Consider the following 14,440-nt stretch of genomic DNA (forward strand, 5'->3'; position numbering starts at 1 on the left):
CGGCTATGGAAAAGAGCGTGATTTTATTGGTTATTCATTCCCGGCACAAGGGGAGCCGCTGCCGGCTTGCGGCCGCCGCTCGCGCGCACGATGCCGGCGAGATCGCGCCGCTGCTCGATGGCTTCGAAACCGGCCGCAGATAACAGCTCCCGCGCGGCATCGCCCTGATCCCAGCCATGCTCGAAAAACAGCCAGCCACCCTCGGCAAGCCAGCGCGGTGCCTCAGCGACGATGCGGCGGATCGCCGTCAGGCCGTCGGCATGATCCGTCAGCGCCGCTGCGGGTTCGAAACGCAGGTCGCCCTGCGCCAGATGCGGGTCGTCGGCCGCGACATAGGGCGGATTGGCGACGATCAGCTCGAAGCTTTGCGGCGGCAGCGCGGCGAACCAGTCGCTTTCGAAAAATGCGACTTCCGCGCCGAGCCGCGCAGCGTTCCTGCGCGCAATGGTCAGCGCCGCCGGCGAGACATCGACCGCCGTCACTTGCATCCCTGGTAGTTCCAGCGCCAGCGTGATCGCCAGACAGCCGCTGCCGGTGCCCAGATCGAGGAGGCGTGCCGTCCCACCAGAGCCGACTTTGTCACCCAGCTTTTCCAAGGCGAGCTCGACCAGCAATTCGGTCTCCGGCCGCGGGATCAGCACCTCGGGCGTGACGGCGAAGTCGCGGCCATAGAACTCGCGCCGGCCGACGAGGTAAGCGACCGGCTCGCCGGCCCCGCGCCGTTGCACCAGCGCCGCGAATCGCGCGGCCGTCGCCGGGTCGAGCACTTCTTCGCGATGGGCTTCGAGCCAGGCCGTATTGCGGCCGAGCACGTGAGCGAGCAGCAGCCGCGCATCAGCAGCGGGCAGGACATTACGCGCCGCGGCGAGCGCGGCGGCGATCGTCGTCATGTGCCGCCGGCCAGCGCCGCGAGCTGCTCGGCCTGATGCGCCGCCGTCAGCGCGCCGATCAGCTCGTCGAGCTCGCCATCCATGATCGCGTCGATCTTGTAGAGCGTCAGGTTGATGCGATGATCCGTCACCCGCCCCTGCGGGAAGTTGTAGGTGCGGATGCGCTCGGAGCGATCGCCGCTGCCCACCAGCGACTTGCGGGTGCTGGCGATCCGCTGCTGTTGCTCGCGCTGCCGCATGTCCTTGAGACGCGCGGCGAGCACGGCCAGCGCCTGCGCCTTGTTGCGGTGCTGCGAGCGATCGTCCTGGCATTCGACGACCAGCCCCGTCGGCAGATGGGTGATGCGCACCGCCGAGTCGGTCTTGTTGATGTGCTGCCCGCCAGCGCCGGAAGCACGGAAGGTATCGATGCGCAGCTCGGTCGGATTGATCTCGACCTCGCCGACGGCATCCGCCTCCGGCAGCACGGCGACGGTGCATGCCGAAGTGTGGATGCGCCCCTGCGCTTCGGTCGCCGGCACGCGCTGCACGCGATGGCCGCCCGATTCGTACTTGAGCCTGGCATACACGCCGCTACCGACGACGCGCGCGATGATCTCGCGATAGCCGCCGAGGTCGGATTCGTTTTTCGACACCACCTCGACGCGCCAACCCTGCCGCTCGGCATAGCGGGCATACATGCGGAACAAGTCGGCGGCGAACAGCGCCGACTCCTCGCCGCCGGTGCCGGCGCGGATTTCCAGGAAGACATTCTTGTCGTCATCCGGGTCGCGCGGCAGCAGCGCGCGTTGCAGCTCGTCTTCCAACCGTGCGCGTTCCGCTGCGGCGGCTTCCGCCTCGGTCTGGGCGAACTCGCGCAGTTCCGGATCGTTTTGCATCGCCCGCGCCGTCTCCAGATCGGCCTCGGCACGCCGCCATGCGGCGAACAGCTCCACGATCTCGGCGATTTCGGCCCGTTCGCATTGCAGGCGCCGGTAGGCTTCCATGTCACGCGTCGCCTCTTCCTGGCCGAGGAGCCCATCGAGTTCCGCAAGACGTTCGGCCAGCCGCTCGAGGCGCTGGCGTAGGTTGGCTTTCATGGCGCTACTGCTCGGGGTGCAGACGCCAGATGCGCGAGATCAGCTGCGCGACCTCGCCGCGCTCCGCACCCTCGGCGAGATTGAGCGCCTCGGTCGGCGGATGGAGCAGCTTGTTGGTCAGCCCCTTGGACATCGCCTCGAGCACCTGGGCCGGGTCATCGCCGCGCTGCAGGCGTTTCAGGGCATGTTCGAGCTCGTGACGCCGCATGCGTTCACCGGTATCGCGCAGCGCGCGGATCAATGGCACCGTCTCGCGCGCTTCCAGCCAGTGCAGGAAATCGTCGACGCGCCGGGTGATGATTTGCTCGGCCTCGACGATCGCGGCCTGACGCGATTCCTGACCGGATTCGACGATCTCGGCGAGATCGTCGAGGGTATAAAGGAAGACGTCGTCGAGCCGGGCAACCTCGGCCTCGATGTCGCGCGGCACGGCCAGATCGACCATCACCATCGGTCGGTGACGCCGCGCCTTGACCGCGCGTTCGACCATGCCCAGACCGATGATCGGCAGCGTGCTCGCGGTGCAGGAGACGACGATGTCGTATTCGGGAAGCCGTTCGCTCAATTCGTCGAGGCGCATCACGTCGCCTTCGAAGCGCTCGGCGATCGCCCGGGCGCGCTCCGGCGTGCGGTTGGCGATCGTCAGACGCTTGGGGCGCGCGCCGGCGAAGTGGGCCGCGCATAGCTCGATCATCTCGCCGGCGCCGACGAACAGTACGCGCTGTTCACTGAGGCGCTCGAAGATGCGCTCGGACAGATGCACCGCGGCAGCGGCCATCGAAACGATGTTGGCGCCGATCGCCGTCGTCGAACGCACCTCCTTGGCCACCGCGAAAGTGCGCTGGAACAGCTTGTTGAGCAGAGTGCCGAGGGTGCCCGCCTGTTCGGCCACCCGCGCCGCCTGTTTCATCTGGCCGAGGATCTGCGGCTCGCCGAGCACCATCGAATCCAGCCCCGAAGCCACCCGGAACATGTGACGCACCGCCTCGCGCTGCGGATGACGGTACAGATAGGGCTCGATGCGCCGCGGCGGCAGCGCGTGGTATTCGGCCAGCCAGTCGATCGCGGCTTCCGGCGCGTCCGTCGCGCAATACAGCTCGGTACGGTTGCAGGTGGACAAAATCGCCGCCTCGCGCACCGGGCGGCCGCGCAACAGATCGTGCAGCGCCTGCGTCAGGCGTGTCGGCGCAAACGCCACCTGCTCGCGGATGTCGAGCGGGGCGGTATGATGGTTGATGCCGAGGGCGTATACCTGCACGGTGCCTGTCTGCGTGTGTGCCAACCCGTCATTAAAGACGAAAAGCCCTTTTCCGGCAACCGGCGGGCGGAATCCCCCTTCGCAACGATCCCCAAGGGTGCGACAATCGGTCGCATTCCCCTGCCGACGGCAAGGGCGTAGATTTCTCGTAAAGCTTTTTCGAGGAATCTCGCCATGAGCAACGCACCTCAGCAGAAATCCGCCGACCAACCCGAAATGGCCTCGTTGCTGCTGGGCGCCGGCTTCGCCCTTGCCTCGCTGATCCTCTTGCCGGCGGTCGCGCAGCGGATCGGTCTGGGATCGAGCCTGACGATCGCCCTGCGCGGGGCGCTGATGCGCGCGGCCAATCATCTCTGAGCTTGTGAAAAATTCTGCTGCGCGGCCTGCTGGCTGCGTTGCGCGGTGCTCGCTCCCTCGCCTAACTCCATGTTATGTCTCGGTCGCTGCGCTCCGGGCGCCTTGCCATCAGCCCGCTCGCGACGAATTTTTTTCACAAGCTCTCTGACGCCCGTTCTCGCTGTTCTGCGATAATCGGCGGCGGTGCGGCGCCCAGCGTTCGCCTGGCTTTCCGCCGCCCGTTTCCTTCTCTGTCGCCGATGCGTCCTGCCCATATCGCCCTATCTGTCATCACCGCCCTGCTCGGCGCATTCGTACTCACTTTCGCCGATGCCGCACGCCTGCGCACCGCAGACGAGAAAACCCGCGTCGCGACCGCCGCGCTGGTCGAGCGCTTGGGCCTGACCGACCCGGTACTGTTTACCGAGGCGCGCTATACGCGCCATCCGACCCAGGCCGATCTGCAGTCGGCCTTCCAGGATCATCCGGTCGCCTTCGAACACTTCCCCAGCGGCTCGCTGATCCCGCCGCCGGCCGGTATCCTCGCCGCCTATGAATCCCTGGATCGAAAAACAACGCCATCTGATTGACTTCACGCTCGCTTCGCTATCCAGGCGCAAGGCGAAGAATCTTGGGCTGCTGTTCATCTACACGCTGCTCGTCTTCGTGCTCGCCTCGGTGGCGCTCTACACCCATGCGCTGCGCACCGAGGCGCAGAAGGTGCTCGCCGGCAGCCCGGAGATCGTGCTGCAACGGCTGATCGCCGGCCGCCATGATCTGATCCCGCCCGGCTATCTGGAAAAGATCGGCCGCATCCGCGGCGTGCAGAAGATGGAAGGCCGGCTGTGGGGCTACTACTACGACAGCGTGGTGAAGGCCAACTACACCTTCATGGTGCCCCCGGCAGGAAGCGGCATGAAGATCGAGCGCGGCGAGATCGTCGTCGGCCCGGCGCTGGAGCGCTCGCGGGGGCTGGCGGCCGGCAACGGCATCTCGTTCCGTGCCTATACCGGTGAGTTGCACACCTTCATCGTCGGCGATGTGCTGCCCGAGACTTCCGAGCTGGTGAGCGCCGATCTGGTGCTGATGAACGAGGAGGATTTCCGCGCCTTCTTCAAGATCCCCGCCGGCCATTACAACGACATCGTGTTGTCGGTCGCCAATCCGCAGGAGGTCAGGAACGTCGCGATCAAGCTCCTGACGACCCTGCCCGACAGCCGGCCGATCCTGCGCGACGAGGTGCTGCGCACCTATGCCTCGATCTTCGACTGGCGCGAAGGGCTGATGCTCGCGCTGCTTGCCGCAGCGATCCTCGCCTTCGGCATCTTCGCCTGGGAAAAGGCCGCGGGGCTCTCCGCCGAAGAACGCCGCGAGATCGGCATCCTCAAGGCGATCGGCTGGGAGACCGGCGATGTGATCAAGATGAAGTTCTGGGAGGGACTGCTCATTTCGCTCACCGCCTTCCTCGCCGGCTACATCGCCGCCTACGCGCACGTCTTTTACTTCGGCGCCAGCCTGTTCGCGCCGGTGCTGAAGGGCTGGGCGGTGCTCTATCCGCAGTTCCGCTTGCCGCCGCACATCGACGGTTTGCAGATCGCCACGCTGTTCTTCTTCACCGTCGTGCCCTATACCGCGGCGGTGCTGGTGCCGATCTGGCGCGCGGCCACCACCGATCCAGATACGGTGATGAGGACATGAACCCGACCTCCCCCAGCCCCTCCTTCGCAGGAGGGGAGACTTTGTGCTCGCTACGCTCGGATTACAGTGATGAGAGCATGAGCCCGACCTCCCCCAGCCCCTCCTTCGCAGGAGGGAAGACTTTGTGCTCGCTACGCTCGGATACTTGATTTCATGATCGAACTTACCGGCATCCGCAAGGCCTTCAACCAAGGCCAGCACAACGAATATTGGGCGCTTTCCGGCATCGACCTGACGATTCCGGCAAAAAAGGTCACCGCGCTCAAAGGGCCGTCGGGTTCCGGCAAGACGACGCTGCTCACCATCCTCGGTTGCCTCGCGCGTCCCACCGAAGGGCGGGTGAAACTCAAGGGCGAAGACATTTCCGGCCTGCCCGAGCGCTTCCTGACCGAGATCCGCCGCAAGACCTTCGGCTTCATCTTCCAGCAGTTCAACCTGATCCGCGGCTTGTCGGCGATCGAAAACGTCATCCTGCCCGCCTACCCGCTCGGCCAGCCGCGCAAGGAATTGCTGGAAAAGGCCGAGTCGCTATTGGCCGACGTCGCGCTCGGTCACCGCCGCGATGCGAGAGTGGAATGGCTCTCCGGGGGTGAGCAGCAGCGCGTCGCGATCTGCCGCGCCTTGATCAACGACCCGGAGATCCTGATCGCCGACGAGCCGACCGCGAACCTCGACACGAAGCTGTCGAAAGAATTCCTCGGCATCCTCGAAAAACTGGCCGGCCAGGGCCGCACGATCATCCTCACCAGCCATGACCCGCTGGTGGTGGAATCGAGCGTGGTCGATCGGGTCGTCACCCTGCGCGACGGCCGCATCGTCGACGCGCACTGAGTAACCGTGTTGAAAGTCAAGTGGTCAGAGCTTGTGAAAAAATTCGTCGCGAGCGGGCTGATGGCAAGGCGCACGGAGCGCAGCGACCGAGACATAACATGGAGTTAGGCGAGGGAGCGAGCACCGCGCAACGCAGCCAGCAGGCCGCGCAGCAGAATTTTTCACAAGCCCTGAAGCCGTTTCGCCAGCGCCGAGTTTCTACCCCATGATCTTCCAGCCCGCCATCATCGCCCTGCTGCTCGCCGCAAGCCTGAGCCTGCTGATGCTGCTTGCCGCATCACCGTTCGCGGTGCAGGTGATCCGCCATTGGGACATTTCGAGCGGCAGCGAAAGGCAACTCAAGCTCGAACGGCTCACCTATCTGTTTTCGACGCTGGTCGCCTTCGTCTGCGTGATGCAGATCGCCGCCGCGCTGCTGTTCGTCTTCAATGCCGACAAGCTCTCCGTGATGTTCGTCGGCGCGATGTGCGCGGTGGGGGCGCTCAACGTCAATGATTACGGCTTTCCTGCGCTCTATGCCCAGCTTTCGTTGTTCTTCCTCGCCAGCCTGTGGCTCACGATCAACCATGCCGACAGCCATGCGCGCGATTACCCGCTGGTGAAACTCAAGTACGCCTTCCTGCTCGCCGCTCTGCCGCTCTTTGCCTTGAGCCTGTGGCTGCAATGGCGTTACTTCGCTGGTCTCAAGGCCGACGTGATCACCTCGTGCTGCGGCAGCATGTTCTCGGAGGGCTCGAGCAACATCGCCAGCGAAGTGAGCGCGCTGGCTCCTAAGCCGGCGATGCTGCTGTTTTATGGTTCGCTGATCATCGCCATCGCGGTTTCGTTGTGGCACCGGCAGCGGCGCGACGATTTGAGCGGCTTTCTGACGGGACTGGCGGCGCTGGGCGCCTTCCTCGCCAGCATCAGCGGCATCCTCGCCTTCGTTTCGCTCTATGTCTATGAGCATCCGCACCATCATTGCCCGTTCTGCCTGCTCAAGCCAGAATACGACTACCAGGGCTACTGGCTCTACATCCCGCTGTTCGCCGCCACGGCCGCCGGCATGGGCGCCGGGAGCTTGCGCTTCTTCTCGCGCCGGCCGAGCCTCGCCCAGGTGATCCCCAACTTGACCGCGCGGCTGGCGACCGTCGCGGCCTTCGGCTACGCGCTATTCCTGCTCGTCGCCAGTTTCATGATCTGGCGCTCCAACCTGGTGCTGCTCGGATGAAGACCCTGACCTCTCTTTTGTTGGTTTTGCTGCTCGCCGCCTGCGGTGGCGGCGAGCCGCCGAAGAACGTCAACGTCGGCGATCTGGCGCCAACCTTCCAGGCCGTGCGCATGGATGGCATGGCGGCGCACTTTCCCGCCGCCTGGACCGGCCAGCCGGTGGTGATCCGCTTCTGGGCCGACTGGTGCCGCTATTGCGCGCCGGAGATGAAGCTGCTCGATACCATCGCCGCCCGCTATCGCGACCAGCGTCTCGCGGTGATCGCGATCAATGTCGGCCAAAGCCGCAAGACCGTCGTCGACTTCATGGCCAAGCTCGATGTCGGCTATCCGTCGCTGATGGATGAGCAGGCGAAGATCGCCAAGTCCTATGGCGTGGTGGGCCTGCCGACAACCTTCTTCGTCGATGCGAAAGGCGTCGTGCGCGGCAAGATCGTCGGCGAAGCCGACGAGGCGCTATTCGTGCGCCATATCGAGGCCTTGCTGCGATGATCGCCTGCGATCTGTGTGCGCTCGACTGCGGCACCAAGCCCTTCGAACTCGTCACGCCGGAAAAGACGCTGCATTTCTGCTGTGAGGGCTGCCGCGGCATCTGGATGATGATCCACGACATTGCCGAAGCACCGAACCCGGCGCAGAATGATTCATCCCGATCCATTGATGAAAGGAAATCACCATGAACACCCCGATGATGGAAGCAGCGCGTCAGGCGCCGCAGATGATGGGCAGCATGATGGGCAACGTCGGCCAAGTGATGGCCCACCCGATGTCGACCGGCGCGATGCTGGCGGCCGGCGGTTACGCGGCGGGCAAGGGACTCCTCGGCGGCCTGCTGCGCAACCCGCTGGTGATCCTCGCCACCGGCGTCGCCGCGGGCTATCTCTTGTTCCGCTATCAGAAGGAGATCATCGAGACCGCGACCAAGCTCACCGGCATGGGCAAGGACTTCATCGCCCACCAGAAGGAAAACCTCGACGACCTGATCGCCGAAACGAAATCTCCGCAAGGCACGCCCGCCGCGCCCGCTTCAGACGCCACCCCGGCGCCGGCCACGAGCCAAGAGTAAGCCCGATGGATGCCCGCAGTATCGAAGTCCTGCACCGCGACACCGGCTATCTGCGGCTGCGGCTACCGGCCTCCTGCCGCAGCGCCGCCGTCGGTGCTGCGCTCGAGGCCGGGCTTGCCACGCTGCCCGGCATCGCGCGCGTCACCTGGCTGACGGTCGAGGGCAAGCTGGCGATCCGCTTCGATCCACACCGTCTCAGCCATGCCGACCTCGCCCGCCGCATCAAGATGCTCGTCGCCGATCTGCCCGAGGCGGCGCCGGCTGAGGGGGCAGCTGCGGAACCGGCGCCGGGGCTTGCCGAACGCTTGGGCGACCTGCGTGAACGTTTGATCGCCGCCGCACCAGCGCGTTTCCGTCCGCTCGTCGAGAATGCGACGACCGAGAAGGCGCTCACCAACTTCACCAACGACATCGTCGCCTTTTATCTGATCAAGGTGCATTGGGACCTGATCACGAAATACTGGATCAAGGACCCGGTCAAATATGCCAATGCCTGGCTGACGGTGTTCTATCTCGTCTTCCTCCTGGTGCGCTACCGCAAGACGTGAAGCACTTTCGCATCGTCCATCGCCTGCCCTGGCGCCTGCGGCTCATCGCGCCGGCCCTCGTCAAGAACGAAGAACGCTGCTACCTGGTCGAGATCCTGCTCAGGAAACACGCCGCGATTCGCGAGGTGCGCGCGGTGGCGCAAATCGGCTCGGTGACGATTCAATACGACGCGGCGCAGTTACCCGAACCCCGCCTCGTCGCGCTCGTCGATGCGGTGATCGGCAATCTGGCGCAGGCGCGCTCGCGTGCCGTGCCGAAAACAGAGCGTTTGGCCGTCGATCCGAACCAACCCGTTCAGGAATGTCTCGCCGCCGTGGAGGGCATGACCTGCGCCTCCTGCGCGGCGCTGATCGAACTTTCCCTGAAGCGCGACCCGCGCATCGACTCCGCCGCCGTCAACTACGCGGCCGAGACCGTGACGGTGAAAGGCCGCATCACGAAAGACGAACTCTTCGCCGCCGTCAAGAAGCTCGGCTATGCCGCGCGGCCGATGGATACGCTGGCGCAACGGCGGCTCGTCATCGAGCGCGAGAAAGCGCGCCTCGCCACGGCCAAACGCAAGCTCGTTTACGCCGCGCTCGCCACCACGCCGGTGATGATTTCCGGCATGCTGATGCACCGCTCGGCTTGGCTGCGCGTGATGGAATTGCTGTTATCGACCTATGTGCTCGTCGGGCCCGGTGGCGACATCTTCAAGAAAGCCTGGGCGCTCGCCCAACAGCGCGAGGCGAACATGGACACGCTGATCGCGCTGGGCGCGGGAGCGGCCTATCTCTACAGCCTGCCGGGTGTCTTCCGCATGGAGCACCATGTCTATTTCGAATCGGCCGCGGCGATCGTCAGCTTCGTGCTCGGCGGCCGTTACATGGAGGAGCGCGCCAAGGGCAAGGCCTCCGAAGCGATCAGAAAGCTCATCGAACTGCAACCCGACACGGCGATTCGCGTCACCGACGGCGGCGACGTGACGGTGAGCATCGATGAAGTGAACGTCGGCGACGTGCTGCGCGTGCGGCCCGGCGACAAGGTGCCGCTCGATGGCATCGTCCTCGCAGGCACGGGCAGCGTCGACGAATCGCTCGTCACCGGCGAATCGCTGCCGGTGACGAAGCGCGCCGGCGATCATGTCATCGGCGGCACCGTGAATGGCAACGGCAGCTTCACGCTGCGCGTCACGGCGACCGGCGCCGACACGGTGCTCGCCGGCATCGTCAAGCTCGTCGATCATGCGCAAGGCTCGAAGCTGCCGGTGCAAAAGCTCGCCGATCGCATCTCGGCGCGCTTCGTGCCTGCCGTCGGCGTCGTCGCTGCAGCCACGCTGATCGGCTGGCTCGCCGCCGGCCATCCGCTCGCCAGGGCGCTCTCGCATGCCGTCGCGGTGCTCCTGATCGCCTGCCCCTGCGCGCTGGGACTCGCCACCCCGACCGCGATCATGGTCGGCATGGGTGAGGCGGCGCGCCGCGGCGTCTATATCCGCAACGGCGAAGCGCTGGAGACCGCCGCGACGCTCGACACGCTGGTGTTCGACAAGACCGGCACGATCACCGCCGGCCAGCCCGTCGTGACCGATTTCCTGTCGGCCGCCGGCCTGGATGAAATGCAGCTGCTCGCACTCGTCGCCGGCGTCGAGCGGCATTCCGAACACTTCCTCGCCCGCGCCATCGTCACCTACTGCAACGCGCGTGCCGTCCCGCCAGCGCCGACTTTCGACTTCGCCGCCACCCCGGGGCTGGGCGTCCAGGCGAACAGCGAATTCGGCATCGTTCGCATCGGCAACGCCGCGTATCTTGCCTCCGCCGGCATCGACTGCACGGGCTTTGCCGCGCAAGCCGAAGGCTTCGCCGCCCAGGGCAAGACGCCGGTGTTCGTCGCGCTCGACGAGCGCTGTGTGGCGCTGTTCGCGATCGCCGACGCGCCGCGCGCAGGAGCGAAGGAGGCCATCGCCCTGCTGCACCGGCTCGGCCTAAAAACGATCATGGCGACCGGCGATGTCGAGGCCGCTGCGCGACACGTCGCGCAGGAAGTCGGCATCACCGACGTCGTCGCACGCGCCACGCCAGCCGACAAGCTCGCGCTGATCGAGCGGCTGAAGGCGGAAGGCAGAAAAGTCGGCATGATCGGCGATGGCATCAACGACGCCCCCTCCCTTGCCGCCGCGGCAGTGGGTTTCGCCGTCGGCGGCGGCGCCGACATCGCGGTGGAGGCCGCCGACGTGACGATCCTGGGCGGCGACATCGCGCGGGTCGCCGCCGCCATCGAGCTCTCGCGCCGCACGATGGCGATCGTGCGCCAGAATCTCTTCTGGGCGCTCGGTTACAACGTCGTCGCCATCCCCGTCGCGGCGGCCGGGCGCCTGAACCCGATGATCGCCGCCGCCGCGATGGCGATGAGCTCGGTCTCGGTGGTCACCAACTCGCTGCGTCTGCAGCGGCAATAACCGGCGTTCGCGATGGACATCTCCTACGGCGCCGCCTTCACGGTGGGCCTACTGGGCAGCGGCCACTGCCTCGGCATGTGTGGCGGGCTGGTTTCGGCCTTCTTCATCAAAGTCGGCGCTGGCAAGACGGCACCCTTGCGCGCCGTCGCGAGCTACCACGTCGCACGCATCACGGTCTATGCCGCAGTCGGCTGGCTGGCCGCGTTGCTGGGTAGCGTGCTCGTCTCCACCGGCCGCATCGGTTTGGCGCAGGGCGTGCTGCAAATCATCGCCGGCGCCATCGTCATCGTGCTCGGCTTTGATCTTTTGGGCCTCTCACCGATCCGCAACGCCTATGGCTTCGCGCCGCTCGCCTGGGTGCGAAAACAGTTCGTCGGCGCAACGCAGAAAGGGCCCATCATCGGCAGCGCAATCGGCGGCGCATTGAATGGGCTGATGCCCTGTTCGATGACGCTGGCGATGGCCGTGCAGGCCACCACCGCGCCAAGCCCGCCGGAGGGCATGCTGGTGATGTTCGCCTTCGGGCTGGGCACGCTGCCGGCGATGTTCTCGGCCTCACTGCTCTTCGGCAAACTGGGCCCCCGCTTGCGCGGCTGGCTCCTCAAAGGCGCGGCGCTCACCGTGATCGCGCTGGGCGTCTCGACCTTCTGGCAAGGGCTGCGCTATTTCCTCGTCATGTGGCGGCTCGTGGCGTGAGCCAGCGCACGAGCATGGCTTGATCGAAATCAAACAGACCGGCAAAAAGTCCGGCCACTGCGACACTTTGTCACTTCCCGCTCTCTGCCTTAAGCCATAGGCTTGCGCCCTTTCGAAAAGATCGCAAAGGGAGGCGACACATGACCCGCAAGAAACAGCAAGCAAGCCAGTCCAAAAGCACGTGTATCCGCCGCGGCCACCTCGGCATCGTCACGGTGCTTTCGCTCGCCGCCGTGCCCGCATGGGCGGGGGATGGCGAGCAGAAGCTCGATGAAATCTCGGTGACCGCGACGCGCGAGGCTCGTCCCACCGGTGAAGTGCCGCATGCGATCAGCGTCGTCGGCAAGGAGACGCTGCAGGAAAAGAAAATGTTCAACATGAAGGAGGCGCTGCAGGAAATGCCCGGCGTCTTCGTCGATAGCAAGAACGGCGGTTTCGATGCGCGATTGATCATCCGGGGGGCCGGTCTCAAGGCGCCCTACGGCATCCGCGAGATCCAGGTGTTGCGCGACGGGGTCCCGTTATCCGACCCGGACAGCTTCACGCGGCTGGACTTCGTCGATACCCAGGACATCGAGCGCGTCGAGGTCGCCAAAGGACCGGGCAACCTGTTCGCCGCGGGCGCTGCCGGTGGGGCGATCCAGATCTTTTCGCGCTCGGTGTTCGACGAGCGCGCGAACAACCTGAAGATCGGCTTCGGCAACGACGACACGAAAAATTTCCACCTGCGTTATGGCAAGAATTTCGGTGATCAGGCGCTCGCCTTCACCGGCACCTACCGGGCGATGGACAACAGCTGGCGTGCCTGGAACCAGTTCGACACCACCCAGCTGTCATTGAAGCACGGCATGCTCCTCGCCAATGACGCCACCTGGGAGAGTGAGCTTTCCTATGCCGAGGCCAATGCCCAGCTGCCCGGCGCGATGGACGCCACGCTGTTCCAGAATTTTCTTGCCACCGGCAAGCAGACCACGACTTCGGAAGCCTGGAAGCATTCGGGGCGTTACTCGAAGGTCTGGTTCTTCAACACCAAGCTGGAAAAGGAAGTCGGCGACTTCGTCTTCAAACCGCGGCTCTACTACAACACCTGGTATCACTATCACCCGGTGACCGGCATCATCAATGAGACCGAACAATGGGTCAGCAACCTCGGCGCCGATCTCGAGGCGCATTGGCGGCACAGCCAGGGCACGCTGGTCGGTGGCCTCACCGTGCGCCAGGAACGCACGCCCGATTCCCGCAAATATCAGTACGCCCGAGTGATCACGACGACGAGCGGCGGCCAGTGCCGCGATTCGGCCACGGCCACCGGCCGCATCCTCGCCACCTGTTCGGATGCCAAAGGGCGGCTGGCGGAAATCGACGATGCGACCGCCCTGCTCACCGGCATCTATCTGCAGGAATCGTGGCGGCCGGGCAAGCGCTGGATCGTCGATGTCGGCTTGCGTTACGACAAAGTCAAGTTCACCGACGACAACCAGCAATTCTGGCAATACGACTGGGCAACGGGACGATACGTTGCCGGCGCCGGCCGGACCCATACGGAAAAGACTTACGATCTGCCGGCGCCGAAGCTCGCGGTGAGTTATGAGCTTGTCGACGGCCTGCATCTCTTCGGCATGCTGGCGCAGGCCGGACAGGTGCCCTCGCAAAGCGAGTTCTCCAGCAATCCGTCACTCGACGCACCCTTGTCACGCAACAAGGAGATCGGTCTCAAAGGTCGCGGCAGGAGCTGGCAGTTCGATACCAGCGTCTATGTCAATGACGTCAGCAGGGAGATCGTGACGGTCAGCAACGGCGGCGTGAACCAATACGTCAACGCCGGCAAGACGCGGCGCAAGGGCTTCGAGTTCTCGGGCAGCCTCACCGTCGCCGAAGGCTGGGAGCTCGGCGGCTATCTGGGACTGACCGACTACCAATATCTCTCTTTCAGCGAGCCGGTACGCGTTGGCAGTACGACCGTCAACATGGATCGTTCCGGCAAGACCTTGCCGTTCATCCCGCGCGAGCAATACGGCCTGTTCGTCGGCTGGAAATCGCCGAGCGGCTGGAAGGCACGACTCTCTTCCAATACTTGGGGCGAATACTGGCTCGACAACGCCAACACCGAGAAATACCCGGGTTGGGAATGGGTGACCAATCTCTCGGTGGGCTATGAGCGGCAAGGCCATAGCGTGACGCTCAATGTCGACAACCTGTTCGACAAGCATTACGCGATGGAAGTGAAAAAAGACACCACTGGCAAAGTGACCTACATGGCCGCAGCGCCGCGGACGGTGATGCTCACCTATCGCTACGACTTCCGATGAGAGCTTGTGAAAAATTCTGCTGCGCTTGCCATCTTGGGGTCGGGCGGTGCTCGCGACGAATTTTTTTCACAAGCTCTGAGGCGAT

Annotated in this window: 15 protein-coding genes; 12 read left to right on the top strand and 3 right to left on the bottom strand. The window is 64.8% G+C overall.

The genetic code is table 11. From position 1 onward, the window contains the following. Window positions 1-23: 23 nt before the first annotated feature. The 3 genes from prmC to hemA are packed head-to-tail and all read right to left on the bottom strand — an operon-like array spanning window position 24 to window position 3,227. Window positions 24-890: a peptide chain release factor N(5)-glutamine methyltransferase gene (gene prmC / locus M52SOB_RS08675; protein WP_131111489.1), complete on the bottom strand. Its 867-nt coding sequence runs from the start codon at window positions 888-890 to the stop codon at window positions 24-26. After that, window positions 887-1,969 carry a peptide chain release factor 1 gene (gene prfA, locus M52SOB_RS08680; RefSeq protein WP_131111490.1) on the bottom strand — a complete coding sequence of 361 codons (1,083 nt, stop codon included), beginning with the start codon at window positions 1,967-1,969 and terminating at the stop codon, window positions 887-889. Before prfA ends, prmC begins: the two co-directional genes overlap by 4 nt. Window positions 1,970-1,973: 4 nt before the next feature. Further along, window positions 1,974-3,227 (bottom strand): glutamyl-tRNA reductase, encoded by a 1,254-nt coding sequence (gene hemA / locus M52SOB_RS08685; RefSeq protein WP_131111491.1) that lies wholly within the window; start codon window positions 3,225-3,227, stop codon window positions 1,974-1,976. Between the two features lie 174 nt (window positions 3,228-3,401). On the opposite strand from hemA, the gene M52SOB_RS08690 reads away from it, so the two are divergent. The 12 genes from M52SOB_RS08690 (at window position 3,402) to M52SOB_RS08745 (ending at window position 14,355) form a co-directional block, all read left to right on the top strand. Continuing rightward, window positions 3,402-3,584: a hypothetical protein gene (locus M52SOB_RS08690; RefSeq protein WP_131111492.1), complete on the top strand. Its 183-nt coding sequence runs from the start codon at window positions 3,402-3,404 to the stop codon at window positions 3,582-3,584. A 239-nt stretch (window positions 3,585-3,823) separates the two neighbouring features. Continuing rightward, the gene (locus tag M52SOB_RS08695; protein ID WP_131111493.1) at window positions 3,824-4,153 is read left to right on the top strand and encodes a hypothetical protein; all 330 of its coding nucleotides are present in this window, start codon (window positions 3,824-3,826) and stop codon (window positions 4,151-4,153) included. Continuing rightward, window positions 4,116-5,261 (top strand): ABC transporter permease, encoded by a 1,146-nt coding sequence (locus M52SOB_RS08700; protein ID WP_131111494.1) that lies wholly within the window; start codon window positions 4,116-4,118, stop codon window positions 5,259-5,261. Before M52SOB_RS08695 ends, M52SOB_RS08700 begins: the two co-directional genes overlap by 38 nt. A gap of 153 nt (window positions 5,262-5,414) precedes the next feature. Next, the gene (locus tag M52SOB_RS08705; protein WP_131111495.1) at window positions 5,415-6,092 is read left to right on the top strand and encodes an ABC transporter ATP-binding protein; all 678 of its coding nucleotides are present in this window, start codon (window positions 5,415-5,417) and stop codon (window positions 6,090-6,092) included. A 205-nt stretch (window positions 6,093-6,297) separates the two neighbouring features. Then, window positions 6,298-7,302, top strand: coding sequence for a hypothetical protein (locus M52SOB_RS08710; RefSeq protein WP_131111496.1), 1,005 nt, complete (start codon window positions 6,298-6,300; stop codon window positions 7,300-7,302). Next, window positions 7,299-7,793: a TlpA family protein disulfide reductase gene (locus tag M52SOB_RS08715; protein ID WP_131111497.1), complete on the top strand. Its 495-nt coding sequence runs from the start codon at window positions 7,299-7,301 to the stop codon at window positions 7,791-7,793. The genes M52SOB_RS08710 and M52SOB_RS08715 overlap by 4 nt, the downstream gene beginning before the upstream one ends. Then, the gene (locus tag M52SOB_RS08720; protein ID WP_131111498.1) at window positions 7,790-7,981 is read left to right on the top strand and encodes a metal-binding protein; all 192 of its coding nucleotides are present in this window, start codon (window positions 7,790-7,792) and stop codon (window positions 7,979-7,981) included. The genes M52SOB_RS08715 and M52SOB_RS08720 overlap by 4 nt, the downstream gene beginning before the upstream one ends. Further along, window positions 7,978-8,367 carry a hypothetical protein gene (locus tag M52SOB_RS08725; protein ID WP_284155050.1) on the top strand — a complete coding sequence of 130 codons (390 nt, stop codon included), beginning with the start codon at window positions 7,978-7,980 and terminating at the stop codon, window positions 8,365-8,367. The genes M52SOB_RS08720 and M52SOB_RS08725 overlap by 4 nt, the downstream gene beginning before the upstream one ends. 5 nt (window positions 8,368-8,372) lie before the next feature. Then, complete coding sequence (locus M52SOB_RS08730; RefSeq protein ID WP_131111499.1) at window positions 8,373-8,915, top strand: hypothetical protein; 543 nt, start codon at window positions 8,373-8,375, stop codon at window positions 8,913-8,915. Next, window positions 8,912-11,350 carry a heavy metal translocating P-type ATPase gene (locus tag M52SOB_RS08735; protein WP_131111500.1) on the top strand — a complete coding sequence of 813 codons (2,439 nt, stop codon included), beginning with the start codon at window positions 8,912-8,914 and terminating at the stop codon, window positions 11,348-11,350. The genes M52SOB_RS08730 and M52SOB_RS08735 overlap by 4 nt, the downstream gene beginning before the upstream one ends. A 12-nt stretch (window positions 11,351-11,362) precedes the next feature. Further along, window positions 11,363-12,046 (top strand): sulfite exporter TauE/SafE family protein, encoded by a 684-nt coding sequence (locus tag M52SOB_RS08740; RefSeq protein WP_131111501.1) that lies wholly within the window; start codon window positions 11,363-11,365, stop codon window positions 12,044-12,046. A gap of 140 nt (window positions 12,047-12,186) precedes the next feature. Then, the gene (locus M52SOB_RS08745) at window positions 12,187-14,355 is read left to right on the top strand and encodes a TonB-dependent receptor (RefSeq protein ID WP_131111502.1); all 2,169 of its coding nucleotides are present in this window, start codon (window positions 12,187-12,189) and stop codon (window positions 14,353-14,355) included. The last annotated feature ends 85 nt before the right edge of the window (window positions 14,356-14,440 follow it).

The organism is Sulfuricystis thermophila (assembly GCF_004323595.1).
Lineage (GTDB): Bacteria > Pseudomonadota > Gammaproteobacteria > Burkholderiales > Rhodocyclaceae > Sulfuricystis > Sulfuricystis thermophila.